The organism is Ferruginibacter sp. HRS2-29 (assembly GCF_024343615.1).
Classification (GTDB): Bacteria; Bacteroidota; Bacteroidia; order Chitinophagales; family Chitinophagaceae; genus Ferruginibacter.
On the sequence record NZ_RJUB01000016.1, the window covers coordinates 31570 to 47928 of the forward strand.

Annotated in this window: 11 protein-coding genes; 8 read left to right on the top strand and 3 right to left on the bottom strand. The window is 44.8% G+C overall.

Annotation, left to right across the window (positions count from 1 at the left end):
- Positions 1-24: 24 nt before the first annotated feature.
- The 5 genes from ppk1 (at position 25) to EGI32_RS07870 (ending at position 7314) form a co-directional block, all read left to right on the top strand.
- Positions 25-2091: a polyphosphate kinase 1 gene (gene ppk1 / locus EGI32_RS07850; protein ID WP_255154837.1), complete on the top strand. Its 2067-nt coding sequence runs from the start codon at positions 25-27 to the stop codon at positions 2089-2091.
- 245 nt (positions 2092-2336) lie between these two features.
- The gene (locus tag EGI32_RS07855) at positions 2337-3224 is read left to right on the top strand and encodes an exopolyphosphatase (RefSeq protein WP_255154838.1); all 888 of its coding nucleotides are present in this window, start codon (positions 2337-2339) and stop codon (positions 3222-3224) included.
- A gap of 61 nt (positions 3225-3285) precedes the next feature.
- The gene (locus EGI32_RS07860; RefSeq protein ID WP_255154839.1) at positions 3286-4263 is read left to right on the top strand and encodes a hypothetical protein; all 978 of its coding nucleotides are present in this window, start codon (positions 3286-3288) and stop codon (positions 4261-4263) included.
- A 175-nt stretch (positions 4264-4438) separates the two neighbouring features.
- A complete protein-coding gene (gene panB / locus EGI32_RS07865) occupies positions 4439-5254 on the top strand; it encodes a 3-methyl-2-oxobutanoate hydroxymethyltransferase (RefSeq protein ID WP_255154840.1) in 816 nt (271 codons plus the stop codon).
- Between the two features lie 161 nt (positions 5255-5415).
- Positions 5416-7314: a TonB-dependent siderophore receptor gene (locus EGI32_RS07870; RefSeq protein WP_255154841.1), complete on the top strand. Its 1899-nt coding sequence runs from the start codon at positions 5416-5418 to the stop codon at positions 7312-7314.
- A gap of 145 nt (positions 7315-7459) precedes the next feature.
- On the opposite strand, the gene EGI32_RS07875 is transcribed toward EGI32_RS07870, so the two are convergent.
- Positions 7460-7876 (bottom strand): DUF1003 domain-containing protein, encoded by a 417-nt coding sequence (locus tag EGI32_RS07875; protein WP_255154842.1) that lies wholly within the window; start codon positions 7874-7876, stop codon positions 7460-7462.
- 39 nt (positions 7877-7915) lie between these two features.
- Complete coding sequence (locus tag EGI32_RS07880) at positions 7916-9193, bottom strand: DUF2268 domain-containing putative Zn-dependent protease (protein ID WP_255154843.1); 1278 nt, start codon at positions 9191-9193, stop codon at positions 7916-7918.
- Positions 9194-9361: 168 nt separating this feature from the next.
- On the opposite strand from EGI32_RS07880, the gene EGI32_RS07885 reads away from it, so the two are divergent.
- The 3 genes from EGI32_RS07885 to EGI32_RS07895 all read left to right on the top strand — a co-directional run bounded on the left by EGI32_RS07885 (position 9362) and on the right by EGI32_RS07895 (position 13638).
- Positions 9362-10888 (top strand): aldehyde dehydrogenase family protein, encoded by a 1527-nt coding sequence (locus tag EGI32_RS07885; protein ID WP_255154844.1) that lies wholly within the window; start codon positions 9362-9364, stop codon positions 10886-10888.
- Positions 10889-10965: 77 nt separating this feature from the next.
- Positions 10966-12636 carry a S8 family peptidase gene (locus EGI32_RS07890; RefSeq protein WP_255154845.1) on the top strand — a complete coding sequence of 557 codons (1671 nt, stop codon included), beginning with the start codon at positions 10966-10968 and terminating at the stop codon, positions 12634-12636.
- A gap of 486 nt (positions 12637-13122) precedes the next feature.
- Positions 13123-13638: a DinB family protein gene (locus EGI32_RS07895; protein WP_255154846.1), complete on the top strand. Its 516-nt coding sequence runs from the start codon at positions 13123-13125 to the stop codon at positions 13636-13638.
- Between the two features lie 293 nt (positions 13639-13931).
- On the opposite strand, the gene EGI32_RS07900 is transcribed toward EGI32_RS07895, so the two are convergent.
- Positions 13932-16097, bottom strand: coding sequence for a carboxy terminal-processing peptidase (locus EGI32_RS07900; protein ID WP_255154847.1), 2166 nt, complete (start codon positions 16095-16097; stop codon positions 13932-13934).
- Positions 16098-16359: the final 262 nt, after the last annotated feature.

Consider the following 16359-nt stretch of genomic DNA (forward strand, 5'->3'; position numbering starts at 1 on the left):
TTTTATTAAAAATAATTACCCGTTTTGCTTAAGAAAAAAACAATTGTCAGGGATATAAGCTGGCTCTCCTTCAACCACCGTGTATTACAGGAAGCAGCAGATACCACTGTTCCGCTCAAAGAGCGCATCAAATTCCTTGGTATATTTTCCAATAATCTCGATGAATTCTTTCGGGTACGTGTAGCCGCTTTGCGGAAAATGATCGAACTGGGCAGCAAAGCCAAGATGCACCTCGAAGACGATCCCGCCAACATCCTCAAGAATATCCAGGAGATCGTAATGCAGCAGCAGTCGGAGTTTGAGGAAACATGGAAAGACATCCTCCGCGAAATGAAAAAGCAGAATATCCTGCTGATCAATGAGAAAAAACTGACGGCTGTACAACAAAAGTTCGTACTCGATTATTTCAATGAAGAAGTAAGGAGTTATATCGTGCCGCTGATGATCGAAAGCCTGCAGGCCTTCCCGGTACTGAATGATAAATCGATCTACCTGGCCTGCAAACTTTCTAAAAAAGATAACAGCATCGCCGAAAGGTTTGCGCTGGTATCCGTTCCCGTCAGACATCTCCCAAGGTTTGTGAAACTGCCCTCCAGGCCCGAGGAACACAACCTCATCCTGCTGGAAGATGTGATCCGTTTTTGCCTCCCCAACATCTTCTCCTTTTTCGGTTACGATAGTTTTTCCTCCCATGTCATCAAAGTGACCCGCGATGCAGAGATCGATATCGATAATGATGTATCCACTTCACTGATACAAAAATTGGAAAAAGGGCTCAAGAACAGGAAAAAAGGAAAACCGGTCAGGTTTGTTTTTGATAAGGAGATCGATATTTCGCTGCTGGCGTACCTGCTGAAAAGACTGGGGCTTTCCAACAATGAGAATATCGTGCCCGGCGGGCGTATCCATAATTTCAAGGATTTCATGAACTTCCCGGATGTATTTACAGGACAAAAAAATCAACGAAAAAAATCCTTTACACATCCATTGCTGGCCAATGCCAGCAGCGTCACATCAGTAGTCCTCGAAAAAGATGTGCTGCTCAATTTCCCTTACCACTCTTTCAACAGCATGATCGATCTTTTGCGGGAAGCCGCCATTGATCCGCATGTGGTGAATATAAAAGTCACCTGCTACCGCCTCGCTTCCCGATCCAAGATCATCAATGCGCTGACGAATGCTGTGCGCAATGGTAAACACGTGACCGTTATGCTGGAACTCCGTGCAAGGTTTGATGAAGAAGCCAACCTCGAATGGAAATCGCAGCTGGAAGAAGCCGGTGTAAAAGTTTTATTGGGTGTGCCTAACCTGAAAGTGCATGCAAAACTTTGCCTCATCAAAAGGCGGGTCAACAACATCACCACACATTATGGTTTTGTAAGCACGGGCAACCTCAACGAAAAAACGGCGCAGGTATATGGCGATCATTGCCTGCTTACTTCCAACAGGCAGATCATGGCGGATGTGAACAGGATCTTCACTTTTCTTGAGCACCCGAAAACCCGCATCGACATCCTCAAATCCTGCAACACCCTGATGGTTTGCCCGACAGGCATGCGCAGGCAACTGAATTCGTTGATCGATCGCGAGATCAGGAACGCATCCACCAAAAAACATGGCGCCATAATTTTGAAAGTGAATTCTCTCAGCGACAAAGCGTTGATAGAAAAACTGAATGAAGCGGGCCGGGCCGGTGTAAAGATCAAGCTGATCATACGCGGCATCTGCTGCATGTTTACCGAAAGCAAAAAATTCAAAAAGCATATCCAGGCCATCAGTATCGTAGACGAATACCTGGAGCATGCAAGGGTGATGATCTTTCACAATGGCGGCAACCAGAAAGTTTTCATTTCCTCCGCCGACTGGATGATCCGCAATATCGACCATCGCATAGAAGCCGCCTGCCCTATTCTTGAGAAGGATATGAAACAGGAAATGATCGATATCATCAACATTCAATTAAGCGACAATGTAAAAGCGAGGATACTCGACAACAATCTCTCCAATCATATGGTGAACCCACGCAACAGCCCGAAGATCCGCTCCCAGGTGGAGTTGTACAATTATTTGTACAGGAAGGCTACTTCGTAAAATGTATGATGTGAGATGTATGATGTATGATATGTGATGTATGATGTATGATGTATGATATGTGATGTATATCCAATAAAATTTAGTGGAATGTATAGACATTATTTCAATTGCAGAAATCATACGAATAACTCTGACATCATACATTCTTCAAATTTCTTACATTTGAATATCCTTTGAGCCAGCTAAAAGGATTTCAATATGAAAGAAATCATACATCTTACATCATCCATCATACATTCAACTTGATACTCGCAGCAATCGACATAGGCAGCAACGCCGCAAGATTATTGATAACAGATGTGCAGAAGGATCCGCAGGGAAAAGCGGTATTCAACAAGCTCAACCTTTTCAGGATACCGCTACGGCTGGGGTTTGATGTATTTGAACAAAAAAATATTTCGCCAGAGAGAATGAGCATGTTCCTCGAAACCATGCAGGGCTTCAAGCACATGATGAATGCATATAAGGTGGAAGCTGTGAAAGCCTACGCTACCAGCGCCATGCGGGATGCAGGAAATTCAAAGGAAATAATCGATAAGGTGAAAGCCTCTACCGGCATACATATTGAGATCATCACCGGCGATATGGAAGCCAACCTCATCTACGAAAACCATGTAGCCGAAAATATGGACCGCGATCACAGTTATATGTACATCGATGTGGGTGGTGGCAGCACCGAGATCTCTTTTTTCAGCAATGGTATCCTCGTCTTCAAAAAATCTTTCAACATCGGCACCATCCGCCTGCTCAAAAATATGGTGACCGAAGTGGAATGGGAAGAATTGAAGAACACCATCAAAGCCGTTACCAAAGGCCATAAGGAAGTGGTAGCCATCGGTAGTGGCGGAAACATCAACAAAATTTTGTCCCTCAGTAAAAAGAAAGACGGGCGCCCCCTGCCCTTCGAACTGCTCCGCGATTTTTACCGCGAGCTGGGCGCCGTACCTTTAGAAGAAAGGATCGTGAAATTCAACCTGCGTGCGGATCGTGCGGATGTGATCGTGCCCGCGCTCTCCATTTACATCAACGTGATGCGCTGGGCAAATGCGGCGGAAATTTATGTCCCGAAGATAGGCTTGGCGGATGGATTGATACAGCACCTGTGGAAGGAATTGAAAATTAATAATTAATAATTATTCTGGATCAACTCTTAGCGATTTCTTTGCAGCTTTGTGAAATCAATAAATAAGTATGAAAAATAGCTTCCTCGCATATTTTATTTTTTTTGCTGCAAGCGCTTATGCGCAAACTCCTGAAACAAAATTCTTACAGAAAAAAGAATACAGGTGGGCCGCCTATATATCGGATACCATTCATTTCAGCTCTCCCAACCTGAGCCTCCTTGTAAGGCAACAAGCGGATGCAGGTAAGATCAAAGTAGCTCATCCGACCTTTGATAATCATGTTTATCAAAAATATTATCAAAATAAAGAGCAATTACAAGCTGGTGGTGCCGCTTGCGTATTGAGTGTTCCTATATTCGATAGCCTGGGCAATATAGTTAATGATATTCCTGTAGTGAAAAGTCTGCTTTTTGATAACATAGCATTTGATTCTGTCATGAACGACCAGGTATTTGTTGAACAATTCCTTTATATAAAAAAGAATAAGCTGTTGTCGCATGTTTCATGGATATCTCCTAAGAAAAAGGTTGTTACTGCGGGTGGTACTTATCTTGGAAATACGCTTGTTTTTAATGCTTATTATAACACTACCGAATCTATCAGTAAACGCACCAGAAAAAAAGCTATATCGCTGGGAACAACTAACAGGATCTTAACCGATTCATCGTTACAATCTGACATGACCAAGCAATGGTACAACGAAAATTTTGCAACAGCATTATGGCCTGCATTGGCTGCTGATAATATTGACATTTATCGCATAGACTCTTCAAAAAAAATTGAGATAGGTGAGATCAATGGAAATCTTTTAGGCTACTCAATTGACGTTCCGGTGTACGATGATGCCGGATATCTAATTAATTCCAAACCAGTTCTGGCTCCTTTAACTCCGTCAACATTCACCAAAATAATGTTGATTCAGGAATGGTATTACAATGCTTCTAAAGAGGTAGTATTCAATGATATCAAGGAAGTGATCCTGTATGCGGTAAAAAATAATAACAGTGAGTCAACTCCTGTTCTGCGGATAATATTCAGGCATTAGAATGGCACAAATCCCACATTTCAATAAAGTACTATCCCGGGATCAAAAATTTCTAATTATCAATTATCCATTATCAATTATTCTTTACTTTTACACCCGCAATCGCCGGGATTTGTTTTATTCTAATGCAGAGCCATCTCCATTTCGGTCCATTTAACCAATATAAAACAATACCATGTCCATCCACACCGAAGTAAAAAAGATCACCACCAATACGCTTCAGAAGATGAAAGCAGCCGGTGAAAAGATCTCCATGATCACAGCCTACGATTATTCCTTCGCAAAAATATTTGATGCTGCCGGCATCGACATCATCCTTGTAGGCGATAGTGCCAGCAATGTGATGGCCGGCCACGAAACAACCCTTCCTATCACACTCGACCAGATGATCTATCATGCCGCTTCGGTGGTGAGGGGCATCGATCGATGTTTTGTGGTGGTCGATCTCCCTTTTGGCTCCTACCAGGGAAATTCAAAGGAAGCGCTGCATTCGGCTATCCGCATCATGAAAGAAACGGGGGGGCATTCCATCAAGCTCGAAGGCGGACAGGAAGTGGTGGAATCCATCAAACGTATCGTGGATACGGGTATCCCGGTGATGGGGCATCTCGGGCTCACCCCGCAAAGTATTTATAAATTCGGTACATATGCAGTTCGGGCAAAAGAAGAGGCAGAAGCTGAAAAATTAAAAAAAGATGCGTTGCTTTTGCAGGAAGCCGGATGTTTTGGTATCGTACTGGAAAAAATTCCTGCAACATTGGCGGGGGAAGTTTCCAGATCGCTTTCCATACCTACCATCGGTATCGGTGCAGGGGGCGCCTGCGACGGACAGGTGCTGGTGATGCATGATATGCTCGGAATAAACGTAGAATTCAAACCAAGATTTTTGCGCCAATACCTCAATATGTACGAACAGGTCACCGGTGCGGTACAACAATATGTGAAGGATGTGAAGAGCAACGATTTCCCCAACGAATCTGAACAATATTAGGCGGCCTTTTTCAGATGTGAGTTGGCAGTTGTAAGCATGCCTAAAGCTTGAATTTCATTGTGCAACTGAACTCTCAACCTTCATCAGAATTCTGCCCGGTAATAAAGTGCCTGATGAAAGAAATGCTGACAACTGACATCCGACAACTAACAACTTTTCCAATGAAATTTTTACTGCTTATAATTTTATCTGTTTCCTTTAGCATCTCTTACGCTCAATCCACCATCGACCTCGATCCCGTAAGCATCACCAGTTCGCGTACCTTACAGAGGATATCCGAAACCGGCCGGAACATTACGATCATTCCGGGCAGCACCATTGAAAAATTGCCGGTCGGTTCCCTGGATGAACTGCTTAAATATGCCGGTGCTGTGGAAGTGCAGCAGCGGGGCCCGGCGGGCGCCCAGGCTGATATCGTGATCCGTGGCGGTACCTTTCAGCAGGTATTGGTATTGCTGGATGGCATCAAGATCAACGATCCCATCACGGGGCATTTTTCGGCATACATGCCCATCGTTCCTTCGCAGATCGATCGCATAGAAATACTGAAAGGCCCTGCTGCAGCCACATACGGCTCAGAAGCGGTAGGTGGTGTGATCAATATCATCAGCAAGACCTTTGCTTCTGCAAGCAAGGACAAATACAGCAAAACAAATGCATCATTTACCGCGGGTGAATATGGGTATATCAGCGCCCATGCAGGTTTTGAACACAACAATAAAGATGTTCATTATTCACTGGGGATACTGAGTAATAATGCGGATGGACAATTATTGCGGGGCAATAATCGCGGGTATTTTCACAACAATACATACTCCGCCAATGTTGCCATCAACCTGAACGAACAATGGAAACTGATGCTGCACAGCAGTTACGACACCCGTGATTTTGCTGCGCAGAATTTTTACACCACATTCGCCAGCGATACCGCTACGGAAAAAGTAAACAGCTGGTGGAACCACCTGAAACTGCGTTACAGTAAGGGCAAAGGAACAAACGAACTCGATGTGGCTTATAAAAAAAGTTCGGATGAATACCTTTTTAATAAAGTATCCACCGCCAATAAAAACAACAGTGACCTGTTGACCATGCAGTTTATTCACCAGCATAAAGTGTCGGAAACATTCAGTTACAATGCCGGGATATTATCCGAGATAAAAAAGATCACTTCCAACGACCGTGGCGACCACAGCAATAATAACCTGGCGGCATTTTCATCATTGGTTTACAAACAAAACCAATTGACATTGAGCCCGGGAATACGCCTTGTACATGATGATAACTATGGTACCGAAATTTTGCCACAGGCGAATATCGCTTACCGCATCGGTAAGATAAACCTCAAAGCGAATGCCGGAAGAGCTATCCGCAGCGCCGATTTCACGGAACGTTACAACAATTACAACAAAACATTGGTAACCGGTGGAAGTGTGGGCAATCCTGATCTTACGGCCGAACGCTCCTTGAGCTATGAAGCGGGTGCAGACCTGTTGCTGAAGAACTTCCGTTTTTCAGCGGCATACTTTTACCGTGATCAAAATGATGTGATCGATTTTGTAACCACCCCGTACAGTGAAATGCCACGGAAAGATAACCTCAGTCCGACAGGGACTTTTGCCCTGGCAAGAAATATCAGATCCGTCCGCACAAGCGGTGTGGAAATGGAAGCATACTATGCCTGCAATTTTTCAACAGAAAGTAATCTTACCATAAACGCCACGGCTACTTTTTTGCATTCAAAAGCGCCGGGTGCAACGGGTTCATTTTATATCATTTCGCATGCGAAAAAATTGCTTCAGCAAACGTTTACATACCGATACAAACGCATAGGCATCGCAATGAACAGTATTTTCAAGGAACGCGGGCCGCAATCCGCGACGGGTATCGGATCGGTGGTAACGAGACAATATTGGGTGGTAAATACCAAACTTACTTACACGTACAAAATTGCGAACGCCTTCATTAGCATAAACAACATCGGGAATGTAAAATATGTAGACCTGCTGGGAAGCCGCATGCCCGGCAGCTGGATCACCGTTGGATTGGGAGTGAATTTTTAAGTATGCTGTTTTATAATGGATAATTTCATAATGGATAATTTCATAATGGATAATGGATAATTATACTTTCAACTCAAAATAATTTCTATTATCAGTTATACCATTACCCATTATCGATTACCCATTATCCATTACCCATTATCCATTATCCATTACTCTTCATCTCTTCCAACATCTTCAGTATCTTATCAAGCTTCTCTGTTTCGAGGTAACTCAGATGCAGTTGCAATGCTTCAATTTCTTTTTTCGCTTCGGTATTGGTGTCGTAGTCTGCCTGCGCCTGTACACGGTCGCGGTCGGCCTGGCGGTTTTGCGCCATCATGATGATGGGCGCCGCATAAGCAGCCTGTGTGCTGAAAATAAGATTAAGGAGTATGAACGGATATGCATCCCAGTGCCGCACGAACCCGATCACGTTGAACGTCATCCAGCATAACACAAAAACGGATTGCCAGATGATAAAATTCCACGACCCCATCACACTGGCGATCTGATCGGCCAGCCGTTGCCCGCGGGTAAGTGAACGTTCGTGTATGCGTAACCAGGTTGCTTTCATGTTCATGATGTAAGTATTTTTTCAAAAGTAAATGTAAGCGATTGTTTATCGAAAATCCTGCAACTTCTTCTCCCAACCACTTTGCTGAAGGAATTGTTTGTAATCCTTTATGTGCAACATATCATTGATAGCTTTCTTTTTGTCCGCCGCCTGCGCATAGTATGCTTTGCAGATCTGGTACCCGATCCAGTAACCCTGGTCGGGAAGGTTATCGGGTGTAGCCTGGTTGCCATTCGCGATCCAGTTAGCATAACGGTTTTCAAACATATCTACCTGGAACCTTTGCCAGATGAGCTTTTCTTTTCCTTTTGCCCAGGCGTATAAATTCGGATTGGCATTACTTCCACTGATCAGTTCGCCGATGAAATCCGCCATGCCTTCTTTTATGCAATAATACAACGTGGTGGTATCGCTTTTCATTCCGTTCTGCTGAAAATGGATGAGCTCATGCGCAATGATAGCAGGCATATAACTGATCTTATTCATCCTGGTACGTTGGCTGAAACTCAATTCTTCCATGGGGGTATCATCCGATTGGGCGATCTGGTTCACACCGATCAGCAACCCTGCCTCCGATACGGTTCCGCCACTCGTCAGTGCACCAATCACAAAATATACATCCGGAAAAACAGCCGCAGGATAGATCTTTTTGAAAGCCCGGAAAGACTTTTTGAAATCCTTTTTGAAGCCATCAACTTTATAAGTGTTTGTACGAATGGCCGCATAGAACTTAGGTTGGGAGAGGATATGCGTCACAAAAGCATCGATGCTGTTTACTTTGAGTGACATGTAATCGTCCATGCCCACACTTGCAGGCGTGAAATAATAAGTTTTAAAAATGCCTTTTGCATCACCTGCCGGGTATTTCAGTGCCAGATCGTATGCATTCCAGAACCGGTGGATATCCTCTGTTACAAATTTTGCTTTTGCCGGGTCCGAATTTGGTGCCGGCCTATCTTTCAAAGATGCCATTGTTAACTCCCATAAAGGCAGGCCACGCAAAGATTTCAGGTCGTCATCCTGTAATATCTGCGATTTATTATCATACCCTTCCATAATGGCTGTTTGTAATACGCGAAAGGCATTGGCCGTATCGCCTGCCAGGGCAAAGCAACAGGCCATATTATACATATTGGAAGCTTTCTGCGATTTGAAATCTGCAGCTTCAGCAGCCTGTCCATAGATATCCGCTGCGGTTTTATAATCTTTTGCCTGGTAAAGGCTGTCGGCATTTCTGCTTAATTGTTTAGCCGTTAGATTTTGCTGCGCAAAAATGCCGGTAACATTCAATAAAAAGATGAATAGTAGTAATGAATATTTCATAATCGTTTTTGAGATGATCAAAAATACGTTTTATTCGGGTTGACTACCGGAGGTTGACTACCGCGGGTTGACTACCGCGGGTTGACTACCGAAGGTTGACTACCGAAGGTTGACTACCTGTTAAACCCAAAATCCTTACCTTGCACCCCGAAAATAAAAGACTTCTATATGAAAGATATTCTCAAAGTATTAGGCATCCAGGCTTCTTCACAGGGAGCATCTACCGGCAGCAACTGGCTGAAGACAACCGGTGAAAAAATAACTTCTTATTCCCCTGTCGATGGCGAGATCATCGGAACGGTAAAAGGCACCAACAGGGCTGCCTATGATACAGTAGTAACAAAAGCGCAGGAAGCATTTGTTGAATGGCGTTCGTGGCCGGCGCCAAAACGTGGCGAGATCGTACGCCAGGTAGGTGATGAATTGAGGAAAAATAAAGCAGCGCTCGGCAAACTCGTGAGTTATGAAATGGGCAAAAGCCTGCAGGAAGGTTTGGGAGAAGTACAGGAAATGATCGATATATGCGATTTTGCAGTAGGACTTTCGAGGCAATTGCACGGACTTACCATGCACAGCGAAAGGCCCGGCCACAGGATGTATGAGCAATACCACCCTCTGGGGATCGTGGGAATAATTTCTGCATTCAATTTCCCGGTAGCGGTATGGAGCTGGAACAGTATGCTGGCATGGGTTTGCGGGGATGTAGCGATCTGGAAGCCAAGCGAAAAAACTCCTTTGTGCGGCATCGCCTGCCAGAAAATAATTCAACAGGTTTTCAAAAAGAATAATGTTCCGGAAGGTGTGAGCGGGCTCATCATCGGCGGCCGCGAAGTGGGCGAATGGATGAGTGCCGATACACGCATCCCATTGGTTTCTGCCACAGGCAGCACACGTATGGGTAAAGCAGTGGCGTCAACTGTGGCTGAAAGGCTTGGCCGCAGCCTGCTTGAGCTGGGTGGCAACAATGCCATCATCATTTCCAAAGAAGCGGATCTCGGGATCGCTATCACCGCGGCAGCATTTGGTGCCGTAGGTACGGCCGGACAGCGTTGTACCACTACCCGCAGGCTGATCATTCACGAAAAGATATACAATAAATTCAAAGACCTGCTGGTGCACGCTTACGGCCAGTTGAAGATAGGTAACCCGTTGCTGGAAAAAAATCACGTAGGCCCGTTGATCGATAAAGATGCGGTGGCCATGTATCTGGCAGCGATTGAAAAATGTAAGGCCGAAGGCGGTAATTTCATCGTGGAAGGTGGCGTGCTGAAAGGCAAAGGATACGAAAGCGGTTGTTATGTAAAACCATGCATCGCGGAAGCAAAAAACAGCTACGAGATCGTGCAGCACGAAACATTTGCCCCCATCCTATATATCATGAAATATAAAACGATGGAGGAAGCATTGGCGATGCAGAATGGCGTTCCCCAGGGTCTTTCATCATCAGTGATCACCAACAACCTTCGCGAAGCAGAAGCATTCTTATCTGCCAGCGGCAGCGATTGTGGTATCGCTAATGTTAATATCGGTACAAGTGGCGCAGAGATCGGCGGGGCATTTGGTGGGGAAAAGGAAACCGGCGGCGGCAGGGAAAGCGGAAGCGATGCCTGGAAAGTGTATATGCGCCGCCAGACCAATACCATCAATTATACCGACAAACTGCCGCTGGCACAGGGAATCAGGTTTGATTTGTAAAAAAAATCCTAATAATGACCGTTGGTAGCCCCCTTTCGCGGATGTGGAGCTATTTTCGCTCTCTACTAATAAAAAGCATGATGATTAAATTTTCGGCTGTTTTGCTCGGTGCACTTGTTTGCCATTCAATGGCATTTGCACAACCAAACGTTAAGAAAGAAACCGTGCCCAATGGCTGGCATTTAATGGACCAGGCCTCTACGGGTTATTATGGTATCAGCCTCGATAAGGCATATGAATTCCTGAAAGCAAAAAATATAAAAAGCAAGACTATTACGGTTGCGGTAATAGATGGCGGGATCGATACTACCCAGGAAGACCTGAAAGCGATCCTCTGGAAAAATCCCAAAGAGATCCCGGGCAATGGCATCGATGACGACAAGAACGGTTACGTCGATGATGTATATGGCTGGAATTTCCTTGGTGGAAAAGATGGCCGGAATGTAAAAGAAGATAGTTTTGAAGGCGCAAGGGTATACTATGCGCTCAAATCGAAGTATGAAGGCAAGGATGGTACAGGCCTGACCGGTGATGAAAAAGCCGAATTCGAAATGTATCAGCGTGCCCGCAAAGCTGTGACTGGTGATGTGAATGAGCAGGAAATTTATATGATGAAGCAGATGCTGCCTCGTTTTATCACCGGCGATTCTATCGTACAGAAAGACCTCGGCAAGGCGGAATACAACGGCAATGATCTCAAGAATTATTCTCCCAAAAAAATGGAAGCCATCTTTGTGAAATCAATGATGATAGGCATTTCCAAAGCCAATGACAGTTATGATATCACCAACACGCAGCTGATCAGTGAAATGAATGGTGAACTTCGTAAAGGAGAAGCTGCCACCACACCTCCGCAGGAGTTCAGGAAAGAAATTGTAAAGGATGACGAAAACGACATCAAAGACCGTTTTTATGGCAATAATGATGTGATGACGGGTACCCCGTTTCACGGAACGCATTGCGCCGGTATCATCGGTGCTATCAGGAACAATAACAAGGGCGTGGATGGTGTAGCCGACAACGTTCGCATTATGATGGTGCGTGCTGTTCCGGATGGAGATGAACACGATAAGGATGTGGCGAACGCGATCCGTTATGCCGTAGACAATGGCGCAAGGATCATCAGCATGAGCTTTGGTAAGGATTTTTCGCCCCAAAAGAAATGGGTAGATGAAGCATTCAGGTATGCCGATTCCAAAGGTGTGCTGTTGGTAAAAGCGGCCGGAAATGATAATAAAAATGTGGATGTGGAACCCAGCTATCCTAACCCGGTGTATGCCGACGGCAAAGGACGTGCAACGAATGTGATCAACGTGGGCGCAAGCGGAGATCCGAAAAATGGTGGCCTCGCAGCTAAGTTCAGCAACTACGGAAAAAATGAAGTGGATATTTTTGCCCCGGGTGTAGGGATCTATTCCACCATCCCCGGGGTGTCCAATTACGGTAACGCGAATGGTACCAGCATGGCTTGTCCGGTAGTAGCAGGTGTAGCTGCATTGCTGCTGGAATACTTCCCTACCCTTACACCTCAGCAGTTGAAGCAGGCAATTGAAAAATCGGCCCAGGTACCGCAGGACAAGGTTTCGCAGCCTGGTACTAAAGATATGGTAGAGTTCAGCGAACTCGCCAGGACAGGCGGTATCATCAATGCTTATGAAGCAGTGAAATATGCCAGCACACTGGTGAAAGCTCCTGTTAAGAAAACAGTGCTTCCGAAGCCTACGTTTAAGAAAGCGAAAGCAGCTTAAGCATCAAGATAAAATAATGCGCAAAGCCCCGGGGTATCCTCCGGGGCTTTGCGCATAAGGGAGTTTACAGCTCCCATGAGTTGTCGACTCATGGGAGTTGACGACTCATGGGAGTTGTCGACTCAGGGGAGTTGTCGACTCATAGGAGTTGACGACTCATAGGAGTTGTCGACTCATAGGAGTTGTCGACTCAGGGGAGTTGACGACTCATAGGAGTTGTCGACTCATAGGAGTTGTCGACTCAGGGGAGTTGACGACTCATAGGAGTTGTCGACTCAGGGGAGTTGACGACTCATAGGAGTTGTCGACTCATGGGAGTTGACGACTCATGGGAGTTGTCGACTCATGGGAGTTGTCGACTCAGGGGAGTTGACGACTCATAGGAGTTGTCGACTCAGGGGAGTTGACGACTCATAGGAGTTGTCGACTCATGGCAGTTGACCACTCAAAGAGAGAAACTGCCTATTTTTGCCAAAACATTTCACCATGCCAAAACCATTGCCCGCCACCTATGCCCCTCATTTCGACAACTACATCAAACTCGTACCCGAAGAAGACCTCATAGCTGCTATAAAAGCCCAGCAACCTGTCATCGACCGTTATTTCGATACCATCAGTGAAGAAGGTTCCATGTATGCATATGCCGAAGGAAAATGGACGCTGAAAGAAATGCTGCAACATATCATCGATGCGGAAAGAATATTCTGCTTCAGGGCATTGGCATTCGCCAGAAAAGAACCACATTCCGTTCCCGGATTTGAAGAAGATGATTATGCACAAAACTCCAAAGCCAACAACCGCACCTGGAAAAGCCTGTGCGATGAATTGAAAGCAGTAAGAAACGCTTCGATACTTTTATTCGAAAGTTTCACCAGCGAAATGCTCAATTCTCCGGGCACCGGAAATGGCAAACCATGTACCGCCAACGCAATGGGATTTGTAATGGTGGGGCATCTGAATCATCATAAGAACATTATTGAAGAACGATACATGATCAATTAAGAATTAAGAATTAGAGCGAAGACTGAAGCGGATAGGGATCACAGATTACAACAGGATGAGAGGATTACACAGATTATTTCCTGCAGGCAGGAAATGAAAATGCAGCTTGTAAAAATTTTTACCACTTAAAAAAATACAAATTTTTACAAACTGCATTTCGGTTTTTACGAAGTAAAAACAATCTGTGCAATCCCCTGATCAATCTGAAATCTGTGATCCTGTTTCTTCATCAAACAAAAAAAGCCCCATCAAATGATGAGGCTTCCCGGTTATAATATGATTCTGATTAACTCTTAGTTTGCCGGCGCCACTTCGGTTCCGTTAGCTTTTGCGATGTTGGTCTGAACGATCATTTTGTTCAACACTTTCACCGTTTCGTCCACGTAGATATCACCGCTTACTTTCTTCACAAAATCCTTATTGCGTTCGATCTTTTCTTTTGTTTTATTGATAGCCATCGTATCTGCCACCAGGTTCGCTACAGTCAATGGTTTAGGCAATTTGTACAATTCGTCTACTTGTTTGTACACATCCCTTACCGCTTTCTGATCAGCTTTATACCTGGTGATGTTCAATGAATATTCCCTGTCTGCATTTTTATCCAGCCATTCCATATTGCTCCTGATCTTACCGAAAGTGCTGCTGGTATTGGCTTCGCTGTTGGCAGTACTTACAATGTTCTGTTCGCTGTAAGTGCTTGTCCAGGTTTTGTAATCCGTTTTTTCGATCTCATCATATTTCAATGCATTCGGATTATCTTTTTCCCTGATCTTGAAGAACTCCAGTTTGTCCGGGAGGATGATATCCGGTACTACCCCACGCTGCTGGGTGGCATCGCCGTTGATCCTGTAGAATTTCTGCAGGGTCAGCTTTACCGTACCGAGATCTTCTTCCTTTGAGCTTGCAAAAGGATTGTTGTTGCTGCTCGGGTTCAAAGGAATATTGCGTTGAACAGTTCCTTTGCCATAAGTAGACGTGCTGCCGATGATCACACCGCGTTTATAATCCTGTATCGCTGCCGCAAAAATTTCAGAAGCGGAAGCGCTGGTTTCATCCACCATTACAGCAAACGGCCCATCATACAATACATTCTTATCCTTATCGCGAAGCACCTGTGCCCTTTCATCCCTGCCTTTTACCTGGCAGATAGGACCATCTTCGATGAACAGGCCAGCCATCTGCACCACATCATATAAAGAACCACCGCCGTTTCCGCGAAGATCTAGCATGATACCTTCCACTTTTTCCGCTTTCAGTTTTTCGATTTCTTTCTTCACGTCTTCTGCGCAACGGGCACCTCCCGGTTTTTCAAAATCCGCATAGAATTCAGGCAGATAAATATACCCGATCTTATGTTCGCCCTTGATGATAACAGATTTGGCGAAGGTTTCGTCCAGCCTGATGTCGTCCCTTTTCAGCGCCACCACTTTGATGCTGCCATCAATTTTGCGAAGCGTAAGTTTCACTATAGAACCTTTTTCCGCACCACGGATCAGTTTCACAGCATCCTGTACCGCATAACCAGTCACATCTACAGGTTCCTGATCGCCCTGCGCCACTTTCAACAGTTCATCATTTTCCTTTATCTCGCCACTTTTCCAGGCAGGCATCCCTGTCTGTAAAGCGCCGATCTTGATCTTTCCATCTTCTTCCTTGATCACCGCACCGATACCGAAGAAACTACCTTTCATCGATTCGTTGAAAGAACGAAGATCGATCGGCGGAAAATAGTTGGTATGCGGATCCATCGTGCCCGTAATGGCGTTCACGAATGTGCTGAAGTTATAATCGTTGGTTTCCCTGTTGCGAATGGTGGTAAATGAACGCTCCATCTGTTTGCGAACCGATTCCCGGGCTTCTCTTTCGAGCGTGGAATCAGCTTTTACTTTGAAATCAGTTTTGCTTTTGTTTTTGTCCCTGTCAGCCTGCATGGAAACATATTTATCCAATACCAGGTATTTCAGGTATTTTCTCCAAACTTCTTTCCTGGCGGCATCTGAATCCGGGAAAACAGTTTTATCCGGGTCAAGCACCAGGGTTTCATCTGCATTGAAATCGAATGGACGAGAAAGGATGTCTTTATAAAACTGGGAAGACTCGTTCTGACGTTTCTGGTATATTTCATTGATCGCGTAAAAAGATTCCAATGGCGCGCCATGTATCTCATCATCGATCTTATACTGGTATTTTTTCAACTCATCGATATCACTCTGCAGCAACACTTTTTTATCGCCATCAAGGTCTTTGATGAATTCGTCGAAAACAGTCTTGCTGAAAGCATCATCGATCTTCTTCGGACTGAAATGCCCTTCTTCCAACAATACACCTACGTTGCGCAAGATCTTCGAGTAACGTACCTTGGGGTTGTCTTCTCTGTCGTTCTTTCCCTGCGACTTGAACGCAATGAAAAAACTTGCACCGGTTAGCACCAGTATTACGGGGATGAATTTTTTACTCATAATAAAACCTGCAATTTTTTGCATACTGTAAAAATAACGGAAAAAAGGCCTTTTCAGTTGATAACAACGTAACCGGCGCAATAATGTTTTGTTAAACAGAAATTATAGGGATAAATGGTATTTTATTAACAGGATTTCAATGAGAAGGGGGTATTTTATAGGAGAAAGGGATGCCGGATGCTGGATTTTGTCGCCGTTGTTGGTGTATCACCAACAAGTTCTCGTTTGTCACCGTTATTGGTGATAACACCAACAACGGTGA